The organism is Streptomyces sp. NPDC057010 (assembly GCF_042673805.1).
In the GTDB taxonomy this organism is placed as follows: Bacteria; Actinomycetota; Actinomycetes; order Streptomycetales; family Streptomycetaceae; genus Streptomyces.
The window spans coordinates 37,212-51,199 of record NZ_JBHUSC010000033.1; the positions used below are offsets into that span (position 1 = coordinate 37,212).

A 13,988-nucleotide genomic window follows, 5' to 3' on the forward strand; every position below is an offset into this window, starting at 1 on the left:
ACCGTGATCTGTCACCCATGCGGAGTGAAGAGATCCGCCAAGATCCGCCAAGGCCTGCCTCGGTTTGCCGATGCCTGCCGGGATCAGCCCCGGCCCCGCGCGAACCTGCGCGTGGCGAGCGGCATGAACACCACGAGGAGGACCAGCGACCAGAGCAGCGCCCCGGCGACCGGGTGCACGGCCGGCCAGGCGGCGCCCGCCGAGGGCTCGGCCCCCGCGTTCCCGCACAGCTCGCGCACGGCCGTCGCCACCGCGCTGATCGGGTTCCACTCCGCGACCGTACGCAGCCACCCGGGCAGCCCGGCGGTCGGCAGGTACGCGCTGGACAGCATCGGCAGGACGAAGGTGGCGCTGCCGAGCTGGCCCGCCGCCTCCTCGCTCGCGCTCAGCAGCCCGAGGTACGTGCCCACCCACGCGGTGGCGAAGCGGAACAGCAGCAGCACGCCGAACGCCCCCAGCGCGCCGGGCAGGCCGTTCTCGACCCGCCAGCCCATCGCCAGCCCCACCAGCATCAGCGGCACCAGGGAGACGGCGGTGGTGAGCAGGTCGGCGGCGGTCTGCCCGAGCGGCACGGCGCTCCGGCTCATCGGCAGCGTCCGGAAGCGGTCCATGACCCCGCGGTGGGCGTCCTGCGCGGCCGTGAACATGCCGGTCATCAGCCCGTTCGCGGCGGTGGCGGCGAGCAGCCCCGGGACCAGGAACTCGCGGTACTCGGCGCCCGGCATGGCGAGCGCGCTGCCGAAGACGTAGCCGAAGAACAGCAGCATCGTGATCGGCATGGTCTGCGTGAGGATCAGCAGCGCCGGGGCGTGCCGGGCCTTCTGGAGCTGGCGGGTGAGGACGGCTCCGCCGTCGGACAGCAGGGTGCTCATGCCGCGTGCTCCTTCTCGGCGGGGGGCACGGGGGTGCGGGTGAGGCGCAGGAACACCTCGTCGAGGGTGGGCGGGCGCAGGCTCGCGTCGGTGACCGGGACCCCGGCCGTGTCGAGCTCGCGGATGATCCGGGGGAGGGTGAGCGCGGTGTCGAGCACGGTGACGCCGACCGTGAGGCGCCCCTCGTCCAGCACCGGCAGGCCTCCGGTGAGCCGGTCCAGTACGACGGCGGCGCCGGCGAGGGCCTCGGGCGCGGCGACGGCCACCTCGGCGCGGGCGCCGATCCGGGCCTTCAACTCGGCCGGGGTGCCGGTGGCGGCGGCCCGGCCGCGGTCGACGACCACGATGTCGTCGGCGAGCCGGTCGGCCTCCTCCAGGTACTGGGTGGTCAGCAGCACGGTGGTGCCCTCGTTCGCGAGGTCCCGTACGGCCGTCCAGATCTGTTCGCGGGCCGCCGGATCCAGGCCGGTGGTGGGCTCGTCGAGGAAGAGCACGCGGGGCCGGGTGATCAGCCCGGCGGCCAGGTCCAGGCGCCGCTTCATCCCGCCGGACCAGGTGGAGGCCGGCCGGTCCGCGGCCTCGCCGAGCCCGAAGCGCTCCAGCAGTCCGTCGGCGCGGTCCCGGACCGCGGAGCCGTGCAGTCCGGCGAGACGGGCGAACAGGCGGAGGTTCTCACGGCCGGTCAGGTCCCCGTCGACGGAGGCGTACTGGCCGGTGGCGCCGATGGCGCGGCGCACGCGCGCGGGCTCGCGGGTGACGTCGTGGCCGGCGACGAGGGCGCGGCCACCGGTGGGTGCGGTGAGGGTGGTGAGGATCCGGACGGCGGTGGTCTTGCCCGCGCCGTTGGGGCCGAGGAGGCCGCAGACCGTGCCCGTCGGCACGGCGAGGTCGAGGCCGCGCAGGGCGCGGACCTCTCCGTAGCTCTTCTCCAGACCCTCACTAAGTACAGCGTACGTAGTAGTCATGTGCGGCACCCTACCTCACTACGTACGGCGTACGTAACTAAGATGGTGGCGAGACGGACGAGGTGATGTGAGCGATGGCAGCCGGTGGGCGACCCGCTGAACCCGAAGTGATCTGGGCCCGCCCGCCGCGGGCCGGCCGCGGCCCCCGGCCCGCGCACAGCCGCGCGTCGATCGCCGCGGAGGCGGTGCGGATCGCGGACGCGGAGGGGATCGAGGCCGTCTCCATGCGGCGCGTGGCGGCCGGGATCGGCGCCGGGACGATGTCCCTGTACAACTACGTGCCGCGCAAGGAGGACCTGTATGAGCTGATGGTCGACGCGGTCAGCGGGGAGTACGAGTTCACCGCGCCGACCGGCGACTGGCGGGCCGACCTGCTCGCGCTGGCCCGCCAGACCCGGGCGCTCATGCTCCGGCACCCGTGGCTGCCCCGGCTGCTCAGCCCCCTGTACGGTTTCGGCCCCAACGCCCTGCGGTACCTGGAGCGCAGCCTGGCCTGCCTGGTCCCGCTGGAGGCGGCCGGCCACGAGAAGCTGGAGCTCGTCGCCGCCGTCAACGGCACGGTGGCGACGTACGTGGCGGGCGAACTGGCGCTCGCCGAGCGGGCCCGGTCGCTGCCCTGGAGCGAGGCCGCCGAACAGCGCGTACGGACGGCCTGGCTCGGCTCACGGCTGGCCACGGGGGAGTACCCGCTGCTGGCCGGAGCCCTCAGGGGCGCCGTCGACCCCGTCCCCGGGGCGGGGCTCGACATGGCCGCGGTGTTCGACCGGACGGTGACGCGGCTGCTGGGGGCGTGGGCTCCGTAGAGCCGCCCGGGGCGAGCGTCAGAGCAGGGCGAACTGGCCGCCCGGGCCCTCCTCCTGGTGGTCCAGGACCGAGGCCGGGCGCCTGGCCCAGCCCGGTGGCGGCAGCACCCCGGCCCCGCGCAGCTCGCCGGCGGGCAGCGCGGGACCCGGCTCGAACGCGGCCCGCTCCGCGGCCAGATCGGCCAGCAGCGCCAGGGTCGTGACCAGGGCCAGCAGCTCCGAGGTCCAGCTCTGCGGCCACTCGGCCGGACCGAGCGCCTCCAGGCCGTCCGCGTCCGGATCGCGGTGCGCGCTGCGGGCGGCGAACCAGGCCTCCAGCACCCGGACGCCCTGGACCTCGTACTCCCAGGCGCCGGCCGGCACGGGCGACACCGTCCCGCCGCCGAAGCGCAGGCTCTCGCCCTCGGCCTCGTACGTCACCTCGTGCGGCCAGGACACGACCGCCGAGCGGACGTAAGGGCGCCGCCCGCCGGGCAGCCGGGGCGGCTCGCCGCCGCGGGCTCCGCGCAGCTGGACGGTGAGCAGCCGGTGGCCCAGCTCCAGACCGGCCCGCCAGAGCCCGGGATCGGCGGGGAACGGGACCTCGTACCCGCGCGGCCCGGGCCTGCCCGCCGCGAGGATCCAGCACAGCACGTCCTCGGGGGTGACCCAGCCGCCGTACCGCTCCCCCAGCAGGGGCAGCAGGCCCGGGGCGAGGTTCGGCTCGGCTCCGCCGGGGCGCCGGTGCAGCGGGCGGATCCGGCCGAGCCGGCCGGCCGGGAGGTGCGCGGTGACCAGCAGGCCGGGGGCCGGGGTTTCGACGGCGAACAGCTGGTGCTCGTCCCGGACCCGCCACAGCTCCGGGCGGGCCGTGTCGATGAGCCGCTGGTCGGGCAGGAGCCACTGCTCGTCGAAGGGGTCGCGCAGCACCCGTACGGGTTCCGGGCACGGGCCGGGCTCGTCGGCGAAGCGGGCCGTGGCGGCCGAGCGCTGGCCGGGCAGCGCGGCCGCGCCGGCGGCGGGCGTGCGGCTGCGGCTCGGGCGGAACAGCCGGTCCCGCTCGGCCCCTTCGGCCGCGGTCAGGGCGGCCCAGCGGGCGCGCAGGGCCGCCGGATCGGGTGCGGCCACCCAGTCCCGGCCCAGGCGCAGGCCGCCCACGGCCCAGGGCATCAGATCGTCCAGCAGCGGTACGTCTTCGCTCACGCCGCCGATGGTAGCGACGGCGCCCGGTGGCCGGGCTGCGTCCAGGCCGAAGCGCTACGCTCCTTATGTACGCATACGTACCGTATCGACCGAGGAGACGGTCATGAGTCAGTACGACGAATACTCGACTCCGTCGCAGGCCGAGGGCGAGCGCCTCGACGAGGACATGGACGAGCGGGAGAAGGCGCAGCGCAAGCACCCCCAGACGATGCGGACCACGCCGTCGCAGGCGGAGGGCGAGCGCGCCAAGGACGAGGAGGAGCGGTAGGACCGGACCGTCGTCGGCGCGCCCCCGCGTCAGTGCGCGTCGACCGTCACCGTGAAGGAGAACCGGTCGCCGCGGTAGCGGATGCGCGCCACGTCCACCACCCGGCCGTCCTCGTCGTAGGTCACGCCGGTGTAGTGCAGGATCGGGCTCAGCAGGGGGACCTGGAGCAGTTCGGCCGTCTCCGGGTCGGCCAGCCGCGCCTCCACCGTGTCCGTGATGCGGCTGATGCGCACCCCCACGACGTCCCGCAGCACCTTCGTCATCGGCCACCGCTCGAGATCGGCCAGCTCCACCGCCCCGGCGAACTCCGGGAGGACCGCGTTCTCCACCCAGTTGGTCGGCTCTCCGCTCTCGCGGTCGTGGCGCAGCCGGCGGTACGTGACCACCTCGGGCGTGTCCGGGAAGTGCTCCAGCAGCTCCCCGGACACCGCCGTCCGCCCGTGGCCGAGAATCGTCGTACGGTCACCCGACTGCTGGGCCACGATCGCGTCGACCGAGCCCAGCAGCCGGACGGGGGCGCTGCGCCGCGCACCCGGTTCGATGAAGGTGCCGCGCCGCCGGTGCCGGCTGATCAGTCCCTCGCCCTCCAGCTCCTTGAGCGCCTGCCGCATGGTCAGCACGCTCACCCCGTAGTGCTCGGCGAGCTGCTCCTCGGTGGGCAGGCGCAGCGAGGCGTCCGGGGTGCGCCCGAGTATCGAGGCGCGCAGCGACTGTGACACCTGGTACCAGAGCGGCAGTTTCCGGTTCAGCACCAGCGAGTCGGGGGCGAAGGCGGTCACGGGTGGTTCTCCGTACGGCTGGACGGGGGCGGCGTGCTGCGCATATTAGGCGCGGAAGTGGCGCTGGAGACCCTGCCAGACGTCGTCGTATCCGCGCTGGAGGTGCTCCGCGCCGGCCGCCTGGGCGGTGGCGGTGATCGGCCAGCGGGTCTCGAACATGAAGGCCAGGCCGTCGTCGATCTTCTGCGGCTTCAGCTCGGCGGCGCTCGCCTTGTCGAAGGTCTCCCGGTCGGGGCCGTGCGCGGACATCATGTTGTGGAGCGAGCCGCCGCCGGGGAGGAAGCCCTCGGCCTTGGCGTCGTAGGCGCCCTCGATCAGGCCCATGTACTCGCTCATCACGTTGCGGTGGAAGTAGGGCGGGCGGAAGGTGTCCTCGCCGACCAGCCAGCGCGGGGCGAAGACCACGAAGTCCACGCCTGCGAGCCCCGGGGTGTCGGAGGGCGAGGTCAGCACGGTGAAGATCGACGGGTCGGGGTGGTCGTAGCTGATCGAGCCCAGGACGTTGAAACGGCGCAGGTCGTAGACGTACGGGGTGTGCGTGCCGTGCCAGGCGACCACGTCGAGCGGGGAGTGGTCGTAGGTCGCCGTCCAGAGGTTGCCGCAGAACTTGTTGACCACCTCGGTCGGGCGCTCGACGTCCTCGTACGCGGCGCCCGGGGCCCGGAAGTCCCGGGCGGCGGCGAGGCCGTTGGCGCCGATCGGGCCCAGGTTCGGCAGCTCGAAGGGCTGGCCGTAGTTCTCGCAGACGTAGCCGCGGGCGTCGTCCTCGAGGAGCTCGACGCGGAAGCGCACGCCGCGGGGGATCAGGGCCACCTCGCCCGGGCGGGCGGCGAGGATGCCGAGCTCGGTGCGCAGGAGCAGGCCGCCGCGCTCGGGGACGATCAGCAGCTCGCCGTCGGAGTCGCTGAACACCCGGTCGGTCATGTCCGTGTTGGCGGCGTAGAGGTGGATGGCCATGCCGGTGCGCTGGGCCGCGTCGCCGTTGCCGCCGAGGGTCCACAGGCCGGCCAGGAAGTCGGTGCCGGGCGCCGGGTCGGGCAGCGGGTTCCAGCGCAGGCGGTTCGGGTCCGCGGCGGCGTCGGTGAAGGGCGCCGTGCGCAGGGCCCCGTTGTCGATCCGGGTGAAGGGCGGGTGCGCCGCCGAAGGGCGGATCCGGTACAGCCACGAGCGGCGGTTGTGGCTGCGCGGCTCGGTGAACGCGCTGCCGCTGAGCTGCTCGGCGTAGAGGCCGAGCGGTGCGCGCTGGGGCGAGTTCCGGCCGTGCGGCAGCGCGCCGGGGACGGCCTCCGAGCTGTGCTCGTTGCCGAAGCCGGTGAGGTACTCCAGCCCCTCCGCCGTCTTCCTGGCCTGCTCGCTCATGTGCTGCTCCCGCTCCGTCGAAGGAATCCTATGGTCGACAGTAGGATTCCGCGGCCCGCGCGTCAACGGCGCATCGAGTCGGCGGGGGAACGGATTCGCGCAGAGGGGATCCGAAAAGATGAACATTGCTCTACTCTCACGCGCATGTCGTGGACCCGCAGGTTCCCTGCCGTGCCGGCGGCGCTCCTCGCCGCCCTCCTCGCCCTCCTGTCCCTCTTCGCCGCCGCGCCCGCCGCCCGCGCGCACGAGGAACGCCCCGTCGCCCTCCCGGACGGCTCCGGCTCCGTGCCCCAGTACCGCAAGGCCGAGCCCGACCTCGTCGTCTGCAAGACCGACCGCCCGGACTTCGAACGCCGGATATCCGCCTTCCCGGAGGAGCTGCGGCAGCGCAACCTCGCCCTGTACGAGCGCTGCGCGAAGAGCGGCTACCGCCACCTCCAGGAGGCCGTCGACGCCGTCGACCGGCCCGGAATGAACATCGCGATCCTCCCCGGCCTCTACGAGGAGGAGCCCTCGCTGCCGAAGCCGACGGGGGAGTGCGCGGAGCTGAAGGCCCCCAACTCCTCACTCGGCTACCAGATCCTCACCTACGAGCAGCAGGTGAAGTGCCGGCACAACCAGAACCTCGTCGCCATCCTCGGCAAGACGGACCTCCAGATCGAGGGCACCGGGGCGTCCCGCCTGGACGTGGTCATCGACGCCAAGTACCAGAAGCTCAACGCCCTGCGCGCCGACAAGTCCAACGGCATCTACTTCCGCAACTTCACCGCCCAGCGCACCACCTTCAACTCGCTGTACGTGCTCGCGGGCGACGGTTTCGTCATCGACGACGTTCTGACCCGGTGGAACGACGAGTACGGCTTCCTGACCTTCGCCAGCGACCACGGGCTCTACAAGAACTGCGAGTCCTACGGGAACGGCGACTCCGGCATCTACCCGGGCAGCGCCTCCAACATCAACGACGGCCGCGGCTACGACGTCCCCCGCTACTCCATCGAGATCACCGGCTGCCACAGCCATCACAACATGGTCGGCTACTCCGGCACCGCGGGCGACTCGGTATGGGTGCACGACAACGAGTTCGACCAGAACATGGGCGGCGCCTCGATGGACAGCGCCTTCCCCGGACACCCCGGACTCCCGCAGAACCACGCCAGGTTCGAGCGGAACCTCATCCACGACAACAACCAGGACTACTACGGCTACGTCGCCGACGGCACCTGCGCCAAGCCGCCGATCGAGCGCGGATACGAACGGGGCGTGGTCTGCCCGCAGATCTCCATGCCGCCGGGCACCGGCATCATCACCGCGGGCGGCAACTGGAACCTGTACGAGAACAACTGGGTGTACGGGCACCGCCGGGCGGGCTTCTTCCTGTCCGCCGTGCCCGCCTTCATCCGCGGCGAGGAGGCGTGGTCGAAGCAGGCGGACACCTCCCACCACAACCGGTACGCCGGCAACGTGCTCGGCAAGGACAAGTCCGGCACCGCCCGCCCCAACGGCATGGACGTGTGGTGGGACGGCCAGGGCCGCGGCAACTGCTGGCAGGACGGCCCCGAGGGCTCCACCCCGGGCACGGTGCCGCGGTGCGGGGGCGCCCGCGGCGAGGTCTCGGGAGCCTCGGCCCGTCTGGTCGGCGAACCGGTGAAGCTGGTCCAGCTCCTCGTCTGCGCCGACTACAACGTCCAGGCGCGCAAGCTCCCGGCCGGCTGCGACTGGTACGGCGCCCGGGGCCTGGAGCGGGTGGAGACCCAGATCGCCCTCGCGGTGGCGGGCGTCCTCCTCCTGGTCGGCGGCGTGCTGTGGTGGCGCCGCCTGCGCGGCTCCCGTCTGGGCACGGTCGCCTCGCTGCTGGGCCTGGCGGGCCTGGCCCTGGACGTGGCCGGCTCCACGACGGGCCTGGTGGCCACCGCCGTCCCGGCGCTGGCCCTCCTGCTGCTGGGCCTGTGGTGGACGGGCGTGGGCCTGGCCCTGCGCCCCACCCGCCCCTGGCTGGCCCGCCTCACCCTCCTGCTCGCCGGGCTCACCTTGCTGGACGCCTTCGACAAGGCGGTCCTGATGATCCCCTGGACCCCCCTGAGCCCCGCCTGGGTCCGGGCCCTGGTGGCCGTGATCTGGATCCTGTGGGCGGTCATCGCCTCGGCCCGCCCCGGCACCCCGGCCCGCCCCGCCGGCCCGGGCGGCGACCCGGCCGGCGACCGCGCCCCGACCCCGGACACCCCCACCCCCTCCCTCACCGCATCGGAGCCCACCCCATGACCCCCACCACCCCGACCGGGCGGAACGGGCGGACCCCGGGAGGGCAGCCGGGAGCGACCGGCCCGACGACCGCAGGAGGGCAGCCGTGAGCGACCGGACCGAGGACCGCAGCCGGTGCGACGCCTGCGGCAACCCGCCCCGCCCGCCCCGCCCGCCCCGCGGGCCCGGCAGGCGCGGCCGGCGTGCCCGCGCGGCGGCCCTGCTCGCGCTGGCCCTGCTGCTCGGCGGGGGAGCGGCGACGGGCTGTGGCGGGCGGGCCACGACCCACCACAAGCCCGGCACCAGCCACGAGCAGGCCTCCGGCAGCGTGGGCACTCTGCTCACCACCGAAGACGGGACGGGCCACCGCCTCCGCGAGGTCCCGGCCGAGGGCGCACCGGAGGTCCAGCTCACCACCCGCCCGGACTCGGAGGACGGCTGGAACCTCCAACTGGCCGTGCAGAACTTCCGCTTCACCCCCGACAGCACCGGCGGCGCCGCCCTCCCGGGCGCGGGCCACGCCCACCTGGAGCTCGACGGCCGCAAACTGGCCCGGCTGTACGGCCCCTGGTTCCACCTGCCCGCAGCGCAGGTCCCCGAGGGCACGCACACCCTGACCGTCCGCCTGTACGCGGACGACCACACCGCCTGGGCGGTGTCCGGCAAGCCGGTGGAAACCGCGGTCCCGCTGACCGCGGGCCCACCGGGCCAGCCGTCCCACAGCCACCCCGCGCCGACCCCGACCGGTACTCCGGAGCCCGCGCAGGCCCCACCGGCCGACCGGACGGTCACCATCACCGTCCGGGACGGCAAGGTCAGCCCCGCCCCCGCCCGCACCGAGCTCAAGCGCGGCGAGCGCGTTGCCCTGCGCGTCACCAGCGACCGCGCGGACACCCTGCACGTCCACGGCTACGACAAGGAACTCGCCCTGCCGGCAGGCCAGGAGGCCACCCTGATCCTGACGGCCGACCGCACCGGCCTCTTCGAGGTCGAGACCCACGAGTCCGCCCTCGTCCTGACCCAGCTCCTCGTCCGATGACCCTGCCCCTGCCCCTGCCCCTGCCCCCGCAGGCTCCGGCCGGTGGTGCGGCAGGCCAGGGCGTGGTCCCTCACCCGGCCGATCCGCTCACCGCCCTCGCGCACGGGATCGGGTCCCAGCACGATCTGCCCGTCTCTCCCTTCTACGCCTTCGCCGGAGCCTTCACCGCGCTCTTCGTCTCCTTCCTCGGACTCGCACTGCTCTGGTCCACCTCCCGCTTCCGTGGCGACCGCTCCGGGCTCGCCCTGCCCGCCGCCCTCCAGCGGGTGGCCGACGCGCCGGCCACCCGCACCGCCCTGCGCGGACTCGGGCTCGCCCTCGCGCTCGCCGTCCTCCTCCACCTCCTCCTCGGTCCCGACGACCCCGCGCACAACCCCGCTCCCGGCGCCGTCTACGTCCTCTTCTGGGTCGGACTCGTCCCCGCCTCCCTCCTCCTCGGCCCCGTCTGGCGCCTGCTCAACCCGCTCCGCACCCTGCACCTCCTGCTCTCCCGTGCCCGGCGCGGCGCCGACGGCGGCCCCGACCGCCCGCTCCCCGCACGGCTCGGCCAATGGCCCGCCGCCGCCGGACTGTTCGGCTTCACCTGGCTCGAACTCGCCGCTCCCGACCCCGCATCCACCACCACCCTCCTCATCGCCCTCACCGCCTACACCGCCGCACAGCTCCTGCTCGCCGCCCGCTTCGGCGAGCGCTGGTTCGACGACGGAGACGCCTTCGAGACGTACTCCGCGCTCCTCGCCCGGCTCTCCCCCCTCGGCCGCCGCAGCGACGGCCGCCTGGTTCTCCGTAACCCCTTCCACGGACTCGACGCGACGCCCGAGCGGCCCGGACTCGTCGCCACCGTCTGCGTCCTGCTCGGCTCCACCGCCTACGACGGCTTCTCCGACAACCCCTCGTGGATCAACGCCCTGCAGACCTCCCCCCTCGGCCGCACCCCCACGGCCACACTCGGACTCCTCGGTTCCATTGCCCTCGTCGCCACCCTCTACTGCCTGTGCGCCGCGGCGACCCGCCTCGTCAGCGGCCCGCACCCCGGCCCGCTGACCGCCTTCGCGCACTCACTCGTGCCGATCTCACTCGGCTATCTGATCGCCCACTACTTCTCCCTCCTGGTAGTCGAAGGACCACGCACGGTAAGCATGGCACTGGGCACTGACAACGCCCCGGAACCCTTGTCCCCACTGGGTCCCGGGGCTCTCGCCGCCCTCCAGGTCATCGCCGTCGTCACCGGCCACGTGCTCGGCGTCGTCGCGGCCCACGACCGCTCCGTCCGCCTCTTCCCGCCCGCCCGGGCGGTCGCCGGCCAGCTCCCGTTGCTCGCGCTGATGATCACCTACACCGTCGGCGGACTCGGCCTCCTGCTGAACTGAGGCTGCCGCCGAACCGAGAACCCCGGAGCGGCATGATGGACCCCGTGCCCCCCGCCCACTCCCTGCGCCGTACTCCGATCCAGCAGCGCAGCGCCGACCGGCTCGCCCGGATCCTCGACGCCTGCGCCGAACTGCTCGACGAGACCGGATACGAGAACCTCAGCACCCGCGCCGTCGCCCTGCGCGCCGGAGTGCCGATCGGCTCGGTCTACCGGTTCTTCGGCAACAAGCGGGCCATGGCCATCGCCCTCGCCCACCGCAACCTGGACCGCTACGCCGACGGGATCGCGGACCGCCTCGCCGGCCTCCCCGCGACCCACTGGCGGCCCGTCGTGGACGCCGTACTGGACGAGTACCTGGTCATGAAGCGCACCGTCCCCGGCTTCGCGCTCGTCGACTTCGGCGTGCCCGCCCCGCCCGCCGAGGGCCCGGAGGCGGACCCCAACCACCTGGTCGCCGCCCGCCTCACCGAACTGCTCTGCGCCCACCTCGGCCTGACCGCCGACGCCACCCTCGAGCGGGCGGTCCTCGTCTCCGTCGAGGCCACCGACGCGCTGATCCAACTGGCCTTCCGCGCCGACCCGGCGGGGGATCCCGGCATCGTCGCCGAGACCCGGGCGATGATGCACGCCTACCTGGCCCGCGTCCTGGACTGAACGCGGCCTCCGACCCCACCGGCTCCGGCCCGGCTCCTCCTGGACCCCGCCGGCTCCGGCCCGGCCGCCGACCTCCGCCGGTCCTGGCCCGGCCGCCGAATCCTGCCGCTCCTGGCCCGCCCACCCCCTCCCGCCGACCGGCCGCTGTAGACCCCTCCCCTCCGTGCCTACCGGTCGGTATGCTCGGTGGGGCGAGCGTGCCCGCGCCGTAGCCTGCCTCCCCTGGAGGGCCCATGCCCCGCACTGCCCCGCGCATCTGCCCCCTCTGCGAAGCCACCTGCGGTCTCACCCTCACCATCGAGGGCACCTCCGTCACCGGCGCCCGCGGGGACCGCGACGACGTCTTCAGCCGCGGCTTCATCTGCCCCAAGGGCGCCGCCTTCGGTGCCCTCGACGCCGACCCCGACCGGCTGCGCACCCCCCTCGTCCGCCGCGACGGCCGGCTCCAGGACGCCACCTGGGAGGAGGCCTTCGACGCCATCGCCGCCGCCGTACCGGCGCTCGTCGGCGAGTACGGGGCCCAGGCGGTCGGCGTGGTCCTCGGGAACCCGAACACCCACACCATGGCCGGCGCCCTCTACCCGCCGCTCCTCCTGAAGGCCCTCGGCACCCGCAACCTCTTCACCGCCAGCACGCTCGACCAGATGCCCAAGCACGTCTCCAGCGGGCTGCTCTTCGGGGACCCCTTCGCCATTCCGGTTCCCGACCTGGACCACACCGACTTCCTGCTGCTCCTGGGCGCCAACCCCCTCGAATCCAACGGGTCCCTGTGCACCGCCCCCGACTTCCCCGGCCGGCTCAAGGCCCTGCGCGCCCGCGGCGGGACCCTGGTCGTCGTCGACCCCCGCCGCACCCGCACCGCCCGGCTCGCCGACCGCCACCTCGCACCCCGCCCCGGCAGCGACGCGCTGCTGCTCGCCGCCCTCGCGCACACCCTCCTCGAGGAGAAGCTCGCGGCCCCCGGCGTACTGGAGGAACACACCGAGGGCCTCGGGGAACTCGCCGCCGCCCTCGGGCGTTTCACTCCTGAGGCCGTGGCACCCGCCTGCGACCTCGCCGCCGATGACATCCGCACCCTCGCCCGCGAGCTCGCGGCCGCCCCCACGGCCGCCGTCTACGGGCGGATCGGCAGCTGCACCGTCGAGTACGGCACCCTCGCCAGCTGGCTCGTCGACGTACTGAACATCCTCACCGGCAACCTCGACCGGCCAGGTGGAGCTCTCTTCCCGCTCTCCGCGACCGCCGGTGCGCCCCGCCCGGCCGGTCCCGGCAAGGGCTTCATCCTCGGCCGCTGGTCGAGCCGCGTCAGCGGCCACCCCGAAGTCAAGGGCGAACTCCCCATCTCCGCCCTGGCGGAGGAGATCGAAACCCCGGGCGCGACGCGGATCCGGGCGCTGATCGCCGTCGCCTCGAACCCGGTCCTGTCCGCACCCGACGGCGACCGGCTCGACCGGGCGCTGTCCGGCCTCGACTTCATGGTCTCCGTCGACCCCTACCTCAACGAGACCTCGCGCCACGCCCACGTCGTGCTGCCTCCGCCGCCGCCCGCGCAGAGCGCCCACTTCGACTTCGCGTTCAACGGGTTCGCCATACGCAACCAGGCCCGTTACTCACCCGCCGCCATCCCCCTGGAGGAAGGGCGGATGGACGAGTGCGAGATCCACGCGCGGCTGGTCCTCGCCGTCTCCGGCCTGCACGGCGCACCGGCGGAGGCCGTCGACGAGCGCGTCATCGCCGACACCCTCGCCCGGGCCGTCACCGAACCGCACTCGCCGCTCTTCGGCGCCGACCCGCAGGAGCAGGCCCGCCTGCTGACGGGCCGCACCGGCCCCGAGCGGCGGCTCGACATGATGCTGCGCCTGGGCCCGTACGACCTGGTCCTGGAGGACCTCCGGCAGAACCCGCACGGCATCGACCTGGGCCCGCTGCGGCCCCGGCTCCCGGGCGTGCTGAGGACCCGCAGCGGCAGGATCGAGCTGCTCCCGGACCCGATCGCGGCCGAGCTCCCCAGGCTGCGCGCGGCGCTCGCCGACCGCCCCGCCGGCCTGGTGCTCGTGGGCCGCCGCCACCTGCGGTCCAACAACAGCTGGTTGCACAACGTCCCGGCCCTCACCGGAGGTTCCAACCGCTGCACCCTCCAGATCCACCCGCAGGACGCGGGCCGGCTGGGCCTCACCGACGGGGGCCGGGTCAGGATCACCGCCGACGGCGGCGCCCTGGAGGCTCCCGTAGAGGTGACCGACACCGTGCGCACCGGTGTGGTGAGCCTGCCGCACGGCTGGGGACACGACCGCGCCGGCTCCCGGCTCTCGGTGGCCGCCGCCTCGCCCGGCGTCAACGTCAACCAGCTCCTCGACGGCAGCCGGCTCGATCCGCTGTCCGGCACGGCCGTCCTCAACGGGTTCCCCGTCGAGCTGACACCCCTGCCCTGAGCTGGGGTTTTGCTCGTATTGCTCA

12 protein-coding genes are annotated in these 13,988 nt (G+C 74.0%); 7 read left to right on the top strand and 5 right to left on the bottom strand.

Features of this window, described 5'->3' with window-relative positions; genetic code table 11:
- Positions 1–83: 83 nt before the first annotated feature.
- Positions 84–872 carry an ABC transporter permease gene (locus ACFTXQ_RS24650; protein ID WP_382644231.1) on the bottom strand — a complete coding sequence of 263 codons (789 nt, stop codon included), beginning with the start codon at positions 870–872 and terminating at the stop codon, positions 84–86.
- A complete protein-coding gene (locus ACFTXQ_RS24655) occupies positions 869–1,837 on the bottom strand; it encodes an ATP-binding cassette domain-containing protein (protein ID WP_382644233.1) in 969 nt (322 codons plus the stop codon). The genes ACFTXQ_RS24650 and ACFTXQ_RS24655 overlap by 4 nt, the downstream gene beginning before the upstream one ends.
- 74 nt (positions 1,838–1,911) lie before the next feature.
- Here ACFTXQ_RS24655 and ACFTXQ_RS24660 point away from each other — a divergent pair, with 74 nt between their 5' ends.
- Positions 1,912–2,640 (top strand): TetR/AcrR family transcriptional regulator, encoded by a 729-nt coding sequence (locus ACFTXQ_RS24660; protein ID WP_382644234.1) that lies wholly within the window; start codon positions 1,912–1,914, stop codon positions 2,638–2,640.
- A gap of 18 nt (positions 2,641–2,658) precedes the next feature.
- On the opposite strand, the gene ACFTXQ_RS24665 is transcribed toward ACFTXQ_RS24660, so the two are convergent.
- On the bottom strand, positions 2,659–3,789 hold the full coding sequence (locus ACFTXQ_RS24665; protein ID WP_382644303.1) for a type ISP restriction/modification enzyme: 1,131 nt from the start codon (positions 3,787–3,789) through the stop codon (positions 2,659–2,661).
- A gap of 136 nt (positions 3,790–3,925) precedes the next feature.
- Between ACFTXQ_RS24665 and ACFTXQ_RS24670 the strand changes: the two genes are divergently transcribed.
- On the top strand, positions 3,926–4,090 hold the full coding sequence (locus tag ACFTXQ_RS24670) for a hypothetical protein (protein ID WP_382644236.1): 165 nt from the start codon (positions 3,926–3,928) through the stop codon (positions 4,088–4,090).
- A 29-nt stretch (positions 4,091–4,119) separates the two neighbouring features.
- Here ACFTXQ_RS24670 and ACFTXQ_RS24675 read toward each other — a convergent pair whose 3' ends face one another.
- Both ACFTXQ_RS24675 and hmgA read right to left on the bottom strand, forming a co-directional pair.
- Positions 4,120–4,869, bottom strand: a complete 750-nt coding sequence (locus tag ACFTXQ_RS24675) for a GntR family transcriptional regulator (RefSeq protein WP_382644238.1) — start codon at positions 4,867–4,869, stop codon at positions 4,120–4,122.
- Positions 4,870–4,914: 45 nt separating this feature from the next.
- Entirely contained in the window at positions 4,915–6,228 is a 1,314-nt protein-coding gene (gene hmgA, locus ACFTXQ_RS24680; protein ID WP_382644240.1) for a homogentisate 1,2-dioxygenase, read from the bottom strand.
- 144 nt (positions 6,229–6,372) lie between these two features.
- Here hmgA and ACFTXQ_RS24685 point away from each other — a divergent pair, with 144 nt between their 5' ends.
- The 5 genes from ACFTXQ_RS24685 (at position 6,373) to ACFTXQ_RS24705 (ending at position 13,963) form a co-directional block, all read left to right on the top strand.
- Positions 6,373–8,487 carry a right-handed parallel beta-helix repeat-containing protein gene (locus ACFTXQ_RS24685; RefSeq protein WP_382644242.1) on the top strand — a complete coding sequence of 705 codons (2,115 nt, stop codon included), beginning with the start codon at positions 6,373–6,375 and terminating at the stop codon, positions 8,485–8,487.
- Between the two features lie 199 nt (positions 8,488–8,686).
- Complete coding sequence (locus ACFTXQ_RS24690; RefSeq protein ID WP_382644305.1) at positions 8,687–9,505, top strand: hypothetical protein; 819 nt, start codon at positions 8,687–8,689, stop codon at positions 9,503–9,505.
- Positions 9,502–10,875 (top strand): hypothetical protein, encoded by a 1,374-nt coding sequence (locus ACFTXQ_RS24695; RefSeq protein WP_382644244.1) that lies wholly within the window; start codon positions 9,502–9,504, stop codon positions 10,873–10,875. The genes ACFTXQ_RS24690 and ACFTXQ_RS24695 overlap by 4 nt, the downstream gene beginning before the upstream one ends.
- Positions 10,876–10,910: 35 nt before the next feature.
- Positions 10,911–11,531: a TetR family transcriptional regulator gene (locus ACFTXQ_RS24700; protein WP_382644307.1), complete on the top strand. Its 621-nt coding sequence runs from the start codon at positions 10,911–10,913 to the stop codon at positions 11,529–11,531.
- Between the two features lie 233 nt (positions 11,532–11,764).
- A complete protein-coding gene (locus ACFTXQ_RS24705; RefSeq protein ID WP_382644246.1) occupies positions 11,765–13,963 on the top strand; it encodes a molybdopterin oxidoreductase family protein in 2,199 nt (732 codons plus the stop codon).
- The last annotated feature ends 25 nt before the right edge of the window (positions 13,964–13,988 follow it).